This window comes from Streptomyces vinaceus (assembly GCF_008704935.1).
In the GTDB taxonomy this organism is placed as follows: Bacteria; Actinomycetota; Actinomycetes; order Streptomycetales; family Streptomycetaceae; genus Streptomyces; species Streptomyces vinaceus.
The window spans coordinates 4,884,055-4,896,987 of record NZ_CP023692.1 but is presented as its reverse complement, the minus strand read 5'-3'; the positions used below and the strand labels follow the sequence as shown (position 1 = coordinate 4,896,987).

Annotated in this window: 12 protein-coding genes and 2 tRNA genes; 4 read left to right on the top strand and 10 right to left on the bottom strand. The window is 73.9% G+C overall.

Features of this window, described 5'->3' with window-relative positions:
- Positions 1–115: 115 nt before the first annotated feature.
- Both tig and CP980_RS22080 read right to left on the bottom strand, forming a co-directional pair.
- Positions 116–1,504: a trigger factor gene (tig, locus tag CP980_RS22085; protein WP_132755230.1), complete on the bottom strand. Its 1,389-nt coding sequence runs from the start codon at positions 1,502–1,504 to the stop codon at positions 116–118.
- Positions 1,505–1,665: 161 nt separating this feature from the next.
- A tRNA-Pro gene (locus CP980_RS22080) sits at positions 1,666–1,742 on the bottom strand.
- Between the two features lie 167 nt (positions 1,743–1,909).
- Here CP980_RS22080 and CP980_RS22075 point away from each other — a divergent pair.
- A tRNA-Gly gene (locus CP980_RS22075) sits at positions 1,910–1,980 on the top strand.
- A gap of 106 nt (positions 1,981–2,086) precedes the next feature.
- Here the strand turns inward: CP980_RS22075 and CP980_RS22070 are convergent.
- The 4 genes from CP980_RS22070 to CP980_RS22055 all read right to left on the bottom strand — a co-directional run bounded on the left by CP980_RS22070 (position 2,087) and on the right by CP980_RS22055 (position 4,804).
- Positions 2,087–2,356 (bottom strand): hypothetical protein, encoded by a 270-nt coding sequence (locus CP980_RS22070; RefSeq protein WP_150528907.1) that lies wholly within the window; start codon positions 2,354–2,356, stop codon positions 2,087–2,089.
- Between the two features lie 227 nt (positions 2,357–2,583).
- Complete coding sequence (locus CP980_RS22065) at positions 2,584–2,778, bottom strand: hypothetical protein (protein ID WP_030159386.1); 195 nt, start codon at positions 2,776–2,778, stop codon at positions 2,584–2,586.
- Positions 2,779–2,954: 176 nt separating this feature from the next.
- The gene (locus CP980_RS22060) at positions 2,955–3,419 is read right to left on the bottom strand and encodes an HD domain-containing protein (RefSeq protein ID WP_150528906.1); all 465 of its coding nucleotides are present in this window, start codon (positions 3,417–3,419) and stop codon (positions 2,955–2,957) included.
- Positions 3,416–4,804, bottom strand: a complete 1,389-nt coding sequence (locus CP980_RS22055; RefSeq protein WP_150528905.1) for a pyridoxal phosphate-dependent decarboxylase family protein — start codon at positions 4,802–4,804, stop codon at positions 3,416–3,418. Before CP980_RS22055 ends, CP980_RS22060 begins: the two co-directional genes overlap by 4 nt.
- Before the next feature lie 94 nt (positions 4,805–4,898).
- Between CP980_RS22055 and CP980_RS22050 the strand changes: the two genes are divergently transcribed.
- Positions 4,899–5,498 carry a DUF4232 domain-containing protein gene (locus CP980_RS22050; RefSeq protein ID WP_150528904.1) on the top strand — a complete coding sequence of 200 codons (600 nt, stop codon included), beginning with the start codon at positions 4,899–4,901 and terminating at the stop codon, positions 5,496–5,498.
- Positions 5,495–6,097, top strand: coding sequence for an ATP-binding protein (locus CP980_RS22045; protein WP_150528903.1), 603 nt, complete (start codon positions 5,495–5,497; stop codon positions 6,095–6,097). Before CP980_RS22050 ends, CP980_RS22045 begins: the two co-directional genes overlap by 4 nt.
- 4 nt (positions 6,098–6,101) lie before the next feature.
- Here the strand turns inward: CP980_RS22045 and CP980_RS22040 are convergent, their stop codons facing one another.
- From CP980_RS22040 to CP980_RS22030, 3 genes are all read right to left on the bottom strand, one after another.
- Complete coding sequence (locus CP980_RS22040) at positions 6,102–8,486, bottom strand: ABC transporter permease (RefSeq protein ID WP_150528902.1); 2,385 nt, start codon at positions 8,484–8,486, stop codon at positions 6,102–6,104.
- Positions 8,486–9,337: an ABC transporter ATP-binding protein gene (locus tag CP980_RS22035; protein WP_167535964.1), complete on the bottom strand. Its 852-nt coding sequence runs from the start codon at positions 9,335–9,337 to the stop codon at positions 8,486–8,488. The genes CP980_RS22040 and CP980_RS22035 overlap by 1 nt, the downstream gene beginning before the upstream one ends.
- A 128-nt stretch (positions 9,338–9,465) precedes the next feature.
- Positions 9,466–10,608, bottom strand: a complete 1,143-nt coding sequence (locus tag CP980_RS22030; RefSeq protein WP_132755215.1) for a PP2C family protein-serine/threonine phosphatase — start codon at positions 10,606–10,608, stop codon at positions 9,466–9,468.
- 117 nt (positions 10,609–10,725) lie between these two features.
- Here CP980_RS22030 and CP980_RS22025 point away from each other — a divergent pair, with 117 nt between their 5' ends.
- Positions 10,726–11,958 (top strand): GNAT family N-acetyltransferase, encoded by a 1,233-nt coding sequence (locus CP980_RS22025; protein WP_150528901.1) that lies wholly within the window; start codon positions 10,726–10,728, stop codon positions 11,956–11,958.
- A 49-nt stretch (positions 11,959–12,007) separates the two neighbouring features.
- On the opposite strand, the gene CP980_RS22020 is transcribed toward CP980_RS22025, so the two are convergent.
- Positions 12,008–12,817 (bottom strand): Fpg/Nei family DNA glycosylase, encoded by an 810-nt coding sequence (locus CP980_RS22020; protein WP_132755211.1) that lies wholly within the window; start codon positions 12,815–12,817, stop codon positions 12,008–12,010.
- Between the last annotated feature and the right edge of the window lie 116 nt (positions 12,818–12,933).

Below are 12,933 nucleotides of genomic sequence, written 5' to 3'. Positions count from 1 at the left end.
TCGGAGCGCAAGGTCCGCGGGGGCCGGCAGCACATGCGGGAAGGCCCGCACACGGCTGTGTACGGGCCTTCCGGATGCTGCTGGGCGGGCGGCGCTCAGGGCGCCGCCCAGGGTGTTACTTGGCCTCTTCGGCGTCGCCCTCGGCGTCACCGTCGACGGCCGCCTCGACGGCCTCGGCGACCGTCTCCTCGTCCTCGTCGGACAGGTCCACGACCTCGCCGTTGGTGTCGACGACCTTGGCGGCCTCGACGACGACCGCGAGCGCCTTGCCGCGGGCGACCTCGCCGACGAGCATCGGCACCTGGCCACCCTCGACGACGGCCTGGGCGAACTGGTCGGGGGACATGCCGGAGGAGGCCGCACGGCGCATGAGGTGCTCGGTGAGCTCCTCCTGGTCGACGCCCAGCTTCTCCTTGTTGACCAGCGCGTCCAGGACGAACTGGGTCTTGATGCCCTTGATCGCCTGGTCCTTGGTCTCGGCGTCGAACTCCTCGACCGTCTTGCCCTGGAACTCCAGGTACTTCTCGATGGTCAGGCCCATCTGGCCGAGCTGGTGGTGCTCCAGGTTGTGCTTGCGGGTGTTGACCTCGTCCTCGAGCAGCTTCTCGGGGATCGGCACCTCGACGAGCTCCAGCAGCTTCTCCAGGACGCGCTCCTGGGCCTGCGTGGCCTGGTCGTACTGCTTCATGTTCTCAAGGCGCTTGCGGCTGTCCGCCTTGAGGTCCTCAAGCGTGTCGAACTCGCTCGCCATCTGCGCGAACTCGTCGTCCAGCTCCGGAAGCTCCTTGGCGGAGACCTTGGTGACCTTGACGGTGACCTCGGCGTCCTTGCCCTCGGCGGAGCCGCCCTTCAGCTGGGAGGTGAAGGTGGCCTCGCCACCGGCCTCCAGGCCCTTGACGGCCTCGTCGATGCCGTCGAGGAGCTCGCCCGAGCCGATGGTGTACGAGACGTCGGAGGCGACGCCGTCGGGCAGCACCTCGCCGTCGACCTTGGCCTCCAGGTCGATGGTGACGACGTCACCCTCGGCGGCGGCGCGCTCGACGTCGTTCGTGGACGCGAAGCGGCCGCGCAGCTGCTCGACCGACTTCTCGACGTCCTCGTCGGAAACCTCGACCGCGTCGACCTCGACCTCGATGCCGGAGTAGTCCGGGATCTCGATCTCGGGGCGGACGTCGACCTCGGCGGTGAAGGCCAGCAGCTCGCCGTCCTTCAGCTCCGTGATGTCGACCTCGGGCTGGCCCAGCGGGTTCAGGTCGGCCTCGTTGACCGCCTCGGTGTAGAACTTCGGGAGGGCGTCGTTGACGGCCTCCTCCAGCACCGCACCGCGACCGAAGCGCTGGTCGATGACCCGGGCGGGGATCTTGCCCTTGCGGAAGCCCTTCACCGTGACCTGCTGGTTGATCTTCTTGTACGCCGCGTCGAGGCTGTCCTTGAGCTCCTCGAAGGGCACCTCAACAGTGAGCCGAACCCGAGTCGGGTTCAGGGTCTCCACGGCGCTCTTCACGGTTCGGTCTCCTTGTGGCTGACTGCTTGGGGTCTGCGTCCACGCTGCGATTCAGCGGTTCGGCGGATTCGGCCCGGTCCATCAGACACACGGGCACGCAGCTTGCATAGTAACCGCAAGCGGCAATCAGCCCACAACGCGATCTTGTGATGCGGTGGTGGTGGTCGGGGTGGCCGGATTCGAACCGACGACCTTCCGCTCCCAAAGCGGACGCGCTACCAAGCTGCGCCACACCCCGTCGGTGCGACACGTAGGGTACATGGCCGGAGACCCTCTGATGCGCGGGGTTTTTACGAACGTTTCCGGACGGCGCACCGCGCCCGCGCAATGGGGTGTGCGCTCCCCCGGCCCGACCCGCTAGGATGCTGTCCGTGCCGCGGTCCCCGGACCTGCGGCGCACGCGTTGCGGGCGTAGCTCAATGGTAGAGCCCTAGTCTTCCAAACTAGCTACGCGGGTTCGATTCCCGTCGCCCGCTCTGAAGCACGAAGGGCCAGGTCAGAGGATGTCTCCTCGACCTGGCCCTTGGTCGTTCCCGGGGCTCCGATCAGCCCGTCGTGCCCCCTGCGGAGAGCGCCGTCAGGTCAGTGGTGGACCGAGGCGCAGGTGACCGTGGTCTTGCCGTCGGCCGTCTTGACGACGTACTTGGCTCCGCTCAGGCCGCCGAGGTCGAACCGGCCCGACTTGTTGACGGGGACCGAGCCCGAGCTGGAGCCGGAGTAGGTCACCGTCGTACCGGCGGGGAAGCCCTCGCCCCATACGTGGTACTTGCCGGCCGAGTCCACCTCGACGTTGCACTTGGCGGCCGCGGGGGCCGCGAGGGCCGCGGGGGCCGCCGCGAGAGCGGGAGCCATGATCAGCGCGAGTACTGCAAGACGGCGTGTCCGGTTCATCATTCGACCTGCCTTGGACGCCCTGTGGTGCGGCAGCGCCGGCGTGGGCACGGGGGCTGTTGATCGTTGCCCGTTCTGCCGTGCTGATGGCGTCTCTCATTTTATCGGCCGGTGTGTCGCGCGGCATCTCACGGACGGCCTCGACGGGGTACCGGCGGCCGGCCGGTACCCCCGGGGGCGGGCGCGGTCTAGAGCTTGATTCCCGCGATGGTGTCCGCGAGGGAGTTGAGGAAGCGGTTGACGTCCGGGGCGATGGAGCTGGACGCCAGGAAGAAGCCGAAGAGGACCGCGACGATCGCGGGGCCGGCCTTGATGTGGTTGCCGCGGATCAGCACCACCAGGATGACCGCCAACAGAACCACCACTGACAGCGAAATGGCCACTACTGATCACACCTTCGGTCGTCCCCTGGTCGGCCCGGGGCGCACGGCCAAGCGCAACCCCACACGGACCATCCTCCCACCAACGGGCCCCGGCTATCCGTCCCGTGGCGAATCGGCATCGCCGCTTTCCCGCCAACCGGCCATGCGCCGGGCATATTTCGGACGCGGGGCCCGGGTCATCGCGCGGTGAGGCCGAGGAGGGAGCGGACATACGCGTACTTCGCGGACAGCCGTTCCCGGGTGGGGCCGTCCAGTACGGAGAGCCTCGCGGGGTCCGCGTTGTGCGCCAGGTCGGCCTCCTTGACCAGGAGGGCGCCCGGAGTGGCGAGGATCCTGGCCGCGTACTCCTCCACCGGCTCGCCGACCCGCTTCGTCACCGCCAGCACCATGTCCTTGACCGGCTGCGGCAGAGCGGCGGAATCCAGCCATTCCCGGCTGAGCGCGTCGTCCTCGACAGCGTCGTGCAGCCAGGCCGCCGCCTGCTGCTCCGGGCTGCCGCCGCGCACGCGGACCCCCTCGGCAACGGCCGCGAGGTGCTCCGCGTACGGCCGGCCGGCCTTGTCGGTCTGGCCCTCGTGCGCGGAGCGCGCCAGGGCCTCGACCTCGATCAGGGTCAGCGGCTGCTGCTGCCGTTGGGTCATGCGATCCCCTTCGCCGCCGTACGGAGGGCCTGCACGGCCCGGCGTACGTCCGCCTGCGTGGTACGCCAGTTGGAGAACGCCGCGCGCAGGGCGGGGGTTCCCGCGTAGACGGTGGGGGTGACGAAGACCTCCTCCCGCGCGGCCTCGCGCAGGGCCGTGAGGCGGTCGGGGGTGGGGTCCTCGGCGAGGGTGAAGCAGACGACGTTCAGTCGGACCGGGGCGAGGAGGCGGAAGGCCGGGTCCTGGTCGAGCGCGGCGCCGAGGGCCTCGGCGCAGGCGATGTCGCGCTCGACGATCTCGCGGTGGCCTTCGCGGCCGTACGCGCGGAGGGTGAACCAGGCGGCGAGGGCGCGCAGCCGGCGCGAGTTCTCGGGGGTGAGGTGGACCAGGTCGGGGTGTTCGCCGAGGGGGCCGAGGTAGGCGGCGGCGTTCTGGAAGACGCGGGCCTGGAGGTCTTGGCGGCGGGTGAACTGGACGGCGCTGTCGTAGGGGACGTTCAGCCACTTGTGCAGGTCGACGCAGACGGAGTCGGAGGCGTCGAGGCCTTCGGCGAGGTGGGCGTGGTCCGGTGAGAGGGCGGCGAAGGCGCCGAAGGCGGCGTCGGTGTGGAGCCAGAAGGTGTGGCGCTCGCGGAGGGCGGCGACGGCGCGGAGGTCGTCGAAGTCCACGGTGTTGACGGTGCCGGCGTTGGCGACGACCACCGCCGGGCCGGGGGTGTCGGCGAGGGCGCGGTCGAGGGCGGCGGGGTCGACGGCCTCGCGGCCCGGGAGGGTGGGGACGCGGACGAGGGAGCGGCGGCCGAGGCCGAGGACGGAGAGGGCCTTGGCGATGGAGGAGTGCGGGGCCCCGGAGAGGACGCGGACGGGGCCGAGCGCCGCCGCGCCGTCCTCGGAGGGGGAGACGCCGAGGCGCTCGCCGAGCCACTCGCGGGCGATGGCGAGGCCCGTGGTGTTGGACAGGGTGGCGCCGCTGACGAAGGTTCCGGTATGGGCGTCGGAGAGGCCGAAGAGCTCGCGCAGCCAGGCGACGGTCTCGCGTTCGAGGTCCTGTCCGGCGCCGTCCAGGGCGGAGTTGGAGTTCTGGTCGTGTACGGCGGTCAGCCAGTCGCCCGCGAGGGCGGCGGGGGTGGCGCCGCCGGTGACGAAGCCGAGGTAGCGGGGGCCGGCGGAGGCGGAGAGGCGCGGTGCCCAGCGCTCCGCGAAGGCGGCGAGGGCGGCTTCCGTGCCGTCGGCGCGCTCCGGCAGGGGCTCCGGCTCCCGCGGGGGCCCGGCGGACGGTACGACGGGACGGGCGTCCAGGGCTGCGAGGGCCCCGGCGGCGGTACGGCGGGTGGCCTCCAGCAGGTCGGGGAGGCGGGCGAGGTCGGTGGCGAGCGTGCGGTCCATGGGGGCACGGTAGGGACCCGGCGGGCCCGGCGGACCGGCCAATCGGGGGTGATTGGCCGGTCCGGGGGTGCCCGGGGCGGCGTAGGGTCGGGGGATGACGCGGTGGGTGGCGGGGGTTGTTGTCGGGGTGGTCGTGGCGGGGGCGGCGGTGGGGTGTGATGTGCCGCCCGCTCCGGATGCCGCGCCCGGACCCAGTGGGATCCGGCCCCCGGCGCCCACGGTCGCCGCCTCCCCGCCCGCGCCGAAGGCCCCCGCGTGTCCTGCGGGCGGGGTGCGGCTGGCGGAGGGGGCCGGGGACGCCGCCATGGGGCTGCGCGTCGCCGACATCCAGCTGGTCAACTGCGGTACGGAGCCCTACGTACTGGAGGGCTACCCGGAGGTCCGGCTGCTGGACGGCAAGCGGGCCCCCGTCGAGGTGGCCGTCCAGCACGGGGGTGACGGCATCGCCGCCGCGCCCACCGGCACCGAGGGCGATCCGCAGCGGGTCGAGCTCCGGCCCGGACAGGCGGCCGGCTTCGGCATGGTGTGGCGGAACCTGGTGACCGATTCGACCGTGCCCGCCGCCGAGGGGTGGGTGCTGGAGGTGACCCCGCGGGCCGGTGCGCCCCGGCTGGAGCTGGAGCTGCGCCATTCCGTCGACCTCGGGAACACCGGGAAGCTGGGGATCAGCCCCTGGAAGGCGGCGGCGCGGTGATCATCTGGCTCAACGGGCCCTTCGGGGGCGGGAAGACGCAGACCGCGTACGAACTGCACCGGCGGCTGCCGGGCAGCGTCGTGTGCGATCCGGAGCACGTCGGGTTCGGGCTGCACCGCATGACGCCGCCCGCGCTGCGCGGGGACTTCCAGGACCTGCCGGCGTGGCGGCAGGGCGTGTTCGAGGTGCTGGAGCTGGCCGCCGAGGGGCACGCGGGACCCGTCCTCGTCCCGATGACCGTGACCGAGCCGCGCTACTTCGCCGAGACCGTCGGCCGGCTGCGCGGAGCGGGGCACGACGTACGGCACTTCGCGCTGCTGGCCGAGCGCCGGACCGTGCTGCGCCGGCTCGGGGAGCGCGGGCTCGGGCGCGGGCTGAAACGGGAGGGCTTCGCGGTGGCCCGGCTCGACGGCTGTCTGGAGGCCCTGCGCGGACCGGAGTTCGCCGACCACCTGGTCACCGACCACCTCACGGTGTCCCAGGTGGCGGGCCGGATCGCGGCCATGACCGGGCTGCGCGCCGCCCCGGACACCGACGGCCCGCTCCGCGCGCGGCTGCGGCGCGCGCTCGTCGGCGTCCGGCACGTCCGGTTCGACTAGGCCGTCAGGCCGTGCCCGTCCGTCGGCGCAGGCTCCAGCGGGCCGGGAGGAGGGTGGCCGTCAGGCCCAGGGCGAGGGCCGCCGCCACGAACGAGGCGTACAGCACCGGCGGGACGTGCGGGGGCGCCCCCGTCACGACCTTGGTCAGCGGGTACAGCGTGGCCAGGGCGATCGCGCTGCCCAGGGTGACGCCCGCGCCGCCGACCAGGAGGGCCTCCCAGCGGAGCATCCGCAGCACCTGCCCGCGGGTCGAGCCGACCAGGCGCAGCATCCGCAGTTCGTGGCGGCGGTCGAGGACGGTCATCACCAGGGTGTTGGCGGCGGCGACGGCCGCGAAGCCGCCGAGGACGGCCGCCATGAGGGCGTTGGCCCAGGCGCCGACCTCGCGCTCCGTGCTCTGGGCGGTGGTCCACTCCGAGGGCGACACGGCCGGCCCCAGCCCCGCCGGGACCGGGCCGCGGACCAGCAGTTCGGTGGCGCGCCCGGCCGTCGTGTGGCCGGTCAGGTCGGATGCGGGGAGGGTGACCAGGCCGAGGCCCAGGCCCCGGGTGTAGACGGCCACGATCTCGGGGTTCGCCGGGACCCCGTCGGGGAGGCGGAGTTCGACGCGGTCGCCGACGCCGAGGCGGGCGGACTCGGCGAGGGTGCGGTCCACGGCGACCGTGCCGGGGCGCAGCGCGCCGAGGCTGCCCTCGCGTACGCCCAGGTCCTGGACGGTGGTGACGTCGCCCGCGACGCCCTGGGCCGAAGCGGACTGGAAGCGCCGCTCGGAGCCCGTGCCGGACATCGCCAGTACCGAAGTGCGGGTGATCGCGACTCCCCCGCGCGCGTCGGCCGGCGGGTCGGTGATCACGTGGTCGGCCAGGAGGCCCGCCGCCTGCTGCTGACGCGTCGCCTCCTCCTCGCTGGTGTGCAGGAAGACGAGGACCGAGGAGAAGGCCATGGCCAGCACGATGGGGGTGATCGCGGAGGCGAACCGGCGGGCGTTGGCCCGGGAGTTGGCGGCGGCGAGCGAGCCGGAAGCCCCCGCGGCGCGGAGCGGGAGCCCGAGTACCCCGGCGCAGGCGCGGGCGATCAGCGGGCCGAGCAGGGCCACGGCCAGCATGAAGAGCATGACCACGCCGAGCGCGGCGTTGGCGGCGTCGTCCCCGCCGGAGGTGGCGGCGAGCCCCGCGCAGGCGGCCCCGCCGGCCAGGGCGGCGATGCCCAGCGGCGTACGGATCCACCCCGGCCGCAGGCGTTCCACGGCGGCCGCGGCCAACGCCTGGCCGGGCCGGATCCGGGCGGGGCGGCGCGCGGCGGCCCAGCCGGCGAGCAGCGCGGTGACCAGGCCGGCCCCGGCGGCGGAGACGAGCGGGATCCAGGAGACGGTGAGCTCGACCCCGTCCGGGATCGCGCCCTTGGCCTGGAGCTGCCCGAACCACCAGGCGGCGAGGCCGATGCCGGGTACGCAGCCCAGTACACCCGCGGCGGGGGCGACGAGCAGGGCTTCGGTGGCGACGATGCGCCGGACCTGCCGCGGGGTGGCTCCGACGGCGCGCAGCAGGGCGAACTCGCGCGAGCGCTGCCCGACGCAGAGCGCGACGGTCCCGGCGGCGGTGAAGACGGCGACCAGGGTGGCGATGCCGCCGAAGGAGCCGCCGAGGCCCATCAGCAGTTCCTTGGCACCCGCGAGCTGCGGGTCCACGGCGCGGGCGGCGCCGGTCAGCACCTGGGCGCGGCCGTCGACGGCCGCGCGCACCCGCTCCGGGTCGGCGTCGAAGAGGACGACGGCGTCGAGCGCGCCGGGGTGTCCGGACAGGGCCCGCGCCTCGGCGTCGGAGAACCAGACGCCGGTGCCTGCGGCCCGTCCCACGACCCGGAACTCCCGCTTCCCGACCGGGGTGTCGAGCGTGATCCGCTCCCCCGCGGCCCCCGCCCCCGCACCCGCACCCGCACCCAGCACGACCTCCCCCGGAGCCCCCGGGGCCCGGCCCCCCGCGAGCGGCGTCCCCGTGAAGGCGGACGCGCCCCACCCCGAGGCCTCCAGGGAGCCGGAGCCCCCTTCGCCCCGTACGGGGAACACCACGTCGGGGACGGCCCGGCCCAGCGGGGCCAGCCGCTCCAGCAGGGCGGCGTCGACCCGGGCCCGCTCCGGGACCCGTACCGCTTCCTCGTAGGCGCCCTCGCCGCTGCCCGCCTGCCAGTGGATCCGCTGGTCGGCGGCGACGACCACCGGCGCCTGGGCGTACCGGGTCGGCGGGAGGGCCGCCCGGGCTCCGCTCTCCAGCAGGATCCCGCAGGCGGAGACGATGGCGACGGTCATGAGCAGGGCGACGAAGGTGCCGGCGAAGGCGGCGGGTCGGAAGCGCACCGCCGCCCGGGCCAGGCCGTTGGGGCGGAGAGGCATCAGGCGGCCGCTCCCGCGTAGGCCGGGGCGGTGAGCGCGGTCATGCGGGCGGCGATGGTCGCGGCGGAGCTCCGCGGGAGCCGGTCGGCGATCAGGCCGTCGGCGAGGAAGAGCACCTGGTCGGCCGAGGCGGCGGCGGCCGGGTCGTGGGTGACCATGACGATGGTGGCCCCGAGGGAGTCCACGGCGGAGCGGAGCAGTCCGAGGACCTCGGCTGCGGTGGTGGTGTCGAGCGCGCCGGTGGGTTCGTCGGCGAAGACCACGTCGGGGCGGGTGACCAGGGCCCGGGCGATGGCGACGCGCTGCTGCTGGCCGCCGGAGAGCTCCGCGGGCCGCCGCCGGCCCTTGCCTTCGAGGCCGACCCGGGCGAGCAGGTCCTCGGCCCGCGCCCGGTCCTGGCGGCCGCCGGCGAGGCGCATCGGGAGCAGCACGTTCTGCTCCACGGTCAGGGAGGGCAGCAGGTTGAAGGCCTGGAAGACGAAGCCGAGGCGGCTGCGGCGCAGTTCGGTGAGCTCGTTCTCGTTCATGCCGGTGATCTCGGTGCCGCCGAGGCGGACGGAGCCCGCGGTGGGCACGTCCAGCCCGGCCGCGCACTGGAGGAAGGTGGACTTGCCGGAGCCGGAGGGTCCCATGACGGCGGTGAAGCTGCCGCGCGGCAGGCTGAGGTCGATCCCGCGCAGCGCGTGCACGGTGGCGGCCCCCCGCCCGTACTCGCGCCGTACGCCGCGCAGCTCGACGGCGGCCGCGCCCTCGTGCGGCGCCTGCGCGGTGCCTTCGTACGCCGCCTGCGCCGTGCCCTCGTACGCCGTCCGCACGCTCTCGCGCCGCCGCCCGCTCCGCCGGAGCCCCATGGTGTGCCGCCTTCCGTACCCGTCGGTGATCGTGGTCACGACGCTACGGAGGCGGTGGCGGGTGCGGACATGGCGGAGCCAGGCGGATCGGAGGTGGGGAAAACCCCCGTACGAAGGTCGGGCCCGGCTCAGGGCGAGCGGCGGATGAGCAGCAGGGCGCGGTCGTCGTTGACGTCCTTGGCGACCTTTTCGATCAGGTGCCAGGCCGCGCCCTCCCACCCGGCGGCGACGTAGCGATCGGCCTCGCCGGTGAGGCGGTCGATGCCCTCGCTGATGTCGCGGTCGGCGGTCTCGACGAGCCCGTCGGTGAAGAGCATGAGGACGTCGCCGCGGCGGAGGTTGCCGCGGGCGGGCTCGAACTCGGCCCCGTCGTACACGCCGAGCAGCGGTCCCTCGCCGGACTTCTCCTGCCAGCGGCCGGTACCCGCGGAGAGCTGGAGGGCGGGCAGGTGGCCGGCGGACAGGAGCTCGTAGTCGCCGGTCTCCAGGTCCAGGACGAGGTGGATGGAGGTGGCGAAGCCCTCGTCCCAGTCCTGGCGGAGCAGGTAGCCGTTGGCGGCGGGCAGGAACCCGTGCGGGGGCAGGGCGCCGAGCAGGCCGCCGAACGCGCCGGACAGCAGCAGGGCGCGGCTGCCGGCCTCCATGCCCTTGCCGGAGACGTCGGTGAGGACGATCTCCAGGGTCCGGCCGCCGTTCGTCCGGGCGGCGACGACGAAGTCGCCGGAGAAGGACTGGCCGCCGGCCGGGCGCAGGGCCATCTCGCGGTGCCAGCCGCGCGGAAGGGCGGGCAGTTTGCTCTGGACGCGGATGCGTTCGCGCAGGTCGAAGAGCATGGTGCCGCCGCGCCGCCAGGGCACGCCGACGCGGCTGCGGAACTGCGCGATGATCAGCCCGAAGAACCCGCAGGCGGCGACGGTCAGGACCGTGCCGGGGGTGACCCGGGCCGGGCCCAGGGTGTACGGGCCGAGGACCAGCGCCTCGACGATGAGCGCGGCCGCGGAGGCCGCGTACAGCGCGAGCAGGCTCGCGGGGCGCAGCAGCAGGCCGCCCGCGACGATCGGCAGGACGAGGGCGGAGGGCGAGAACCAGACGGGCAGCATGAGTGTGCCGCAGGCGATCGCGGGAACGGTCAGGAGCAGCCCGGCGAAGGCGAGCCAGTCGGAGGCGTCGCCGCGGAAGTAGTCGACGGCGGATTTGCGCAGGGCGGTGCGGGCCCGGTGCGACAGCATGCGCGTCCGGGCCATGAGCGTCTCCACGCGTGCTCCGGCCATTGCTTCGGGACCCTATCCATCCTGGCTGTGCGCGCGCAGGGGGACCCCCGGACCTGGGGTCTCCGGCCGGTCGAAAACCCTTCGACTGTGACGGAATGCCCTGGTAAGGATGGGCGTATGGCTCTTGAGATGCGCGTATTGCAGGCTGATGAGTGGGATGTCTGGTACGACCACCTGGAACTGGCGTTCGGCGGAGTGCCGGAGTCTCCCCAGGAGCGGGAACTTTACAAGTCCTTGACGGAGCCCGGCCGCTCGCTGGGCGTCTGGGACGGCGGGAACTGCGTCGGCTCGGCCGGCGCCTTCTCCTTCCGGCTGTCGGTGCCGGGTGGTGCCCTGGTGCCGGCGGCCGGGGTCACGATGGTGGGCGTCGCGCCCACGCACCGCCGCCGCGGGGTGCTCACGTCGATGATGCGCCGCCAGCTCGACGACGTCCGGGCGGGTGGCGAGCCGATCGCCGTGCTGACGGCCTCGGAGTCGGCGATCTACGGGCGTTTCGGTTACGGCATCGCGACATACGCCCTTTCCCTGACCGTCGACACCACCCGCGTGCGGCTCACGGTGCCGCCGGGGACGGACGAGGTGCGGCTGCGGCTCGCCGATCCGGAGAAGGCCCTGCCGGAGTGCGAGCAGGTGTACGCGGAGCTGGTCTCCCGTCGGCCCGGCATGCCGGCGCGGCAGCCGGGCTGGGAGCGGTTGTCCCTGCTGGACCCGGAGTCGATGCGCGAGGGCGCCTCGCCGCTCAAGTGCGTGGTGGCGGAGCGGGCGGACGGCGAGGTCGCCGGGTACGCCCGCTACCGGGTCAAGCCCGTGTACGACCACGGGTGGGAAGGCAAGGTCGAGGTGGCCGACCTCGACGCGCTGGACCCGGCGACGACGGCGGCGCTCTGGCGCTACCTGTTCGAGATCGACCTGACCGCGACCGTACGGGCGGGCAGGCGGCCCGCGGACGATCCGCTGCTCCACCTGGTCAGTGACGTCCGGCGCTCGCGCCCGAACGTGCGCGACTCGCTGCACCTGCGGCTGGTGGACCTCCCGGCGGCCCTGGAGGCGCGGGCGTACGCGGCTCCGCTGGACGTGGTGATGGAGGTCGAGGACGCGTTCTGCCCGTGGAACGAGGGGCGGTGGCGGCTGGTCCGCGACGCTCAGGGCGCGGTCGCCTGCACCCGGACCGCGGACCCGGCGGACCTGGAGCTGTCGACGCAGGAGCTGGGCGCGGCGTACCTCGGCGGGGTCACGCTGACCTCGCTGGCGGCGGCCGGCCGGGTGCGGGAGCTGCGCCCGGGGGCCCTGGTGGAGGCCTCGCGGGCCTTCGCCGCCGATGTGGCCCCCTGGCTCCCGCACGGGTTCTGAGCCCCGGCCGGCTCCGTCGGCCCCAGCCGCCTCAGCGGCCCCAGCCGCCTCAGCGGGTCTGACAGGACGGGCACCAGAAGAGGTTCCGCGCCGCCAGGTCGGCGGTGCGGACCTCGGTCCCGCAGATGTGGCAGGGCATGTTCGCCCTGCGGTAGACGTACACCTCGCCGCCGTGGTCGTCGACACGCGGCGGGCGGCCCATGGCCTCGGGCAGGTGCTCGTCGCGGACCGTGTCGATCCGGTTGTTCCGTACGCCCTCGCGCATCAGGGCCGCCAGGTCCGCCCACATCGCGTCCCACTCGCCGCGCGTGAGGTCCTTGCCCAGCCGGTACGGGTCGACGCCGTGCCGGAAGAGGACCTCGGCGCGGTAGACGTTGCCGACGCCCGCGATCACCTTCTGGTCCATGAGCAGGGCGGCGACGGTGGTGCGGGAGCGGGAGATCCGCTTCCAGGCGCGGTCCGGATCGTCGGACCGGCGCAGCGGGTCGGGGCCGAGCCGCTCGTGTATCGCCTTCTTCTCGGCGTCCGTGATCAGCGCGCACGTGGTGGGCCCGCGCAGGTCGGAGTAGTGCGCGTCGTCGGCGATGCGCAGCCGGACGGTGTCGGTGGGCGCGGCGGCCGGGGCCGTCCCCAGCGCGTACTTCCCGAAGAGGCCCAGGTGGACGTGGATCCAGTCACCGCCCCGGAAGCCGAGGAAGAGGTGCTTGCCGTGCGCGTCCACGCCGTCGAACACCCGGCCGTCGAGCAGGGCCGCGCTCTCGGCGAAGCGGCCCTGCGGGCTGCTGACCCGTACCGCCCGGCCGGCGAACCGGTCGAGGTGGTCCTCCGCGAGGCGGTGGATCGTATGCCCCTCAGGCACTGTGCTGCTCCTTCGGCGGAACCCGGACGGGGAGGACGGGAAATCGGGCAGGACGGGGGACGGAGACGGGGAAACAGCCGTGCCGCCGGGCCCGGTAGCCACGGCGGCACGGTGGA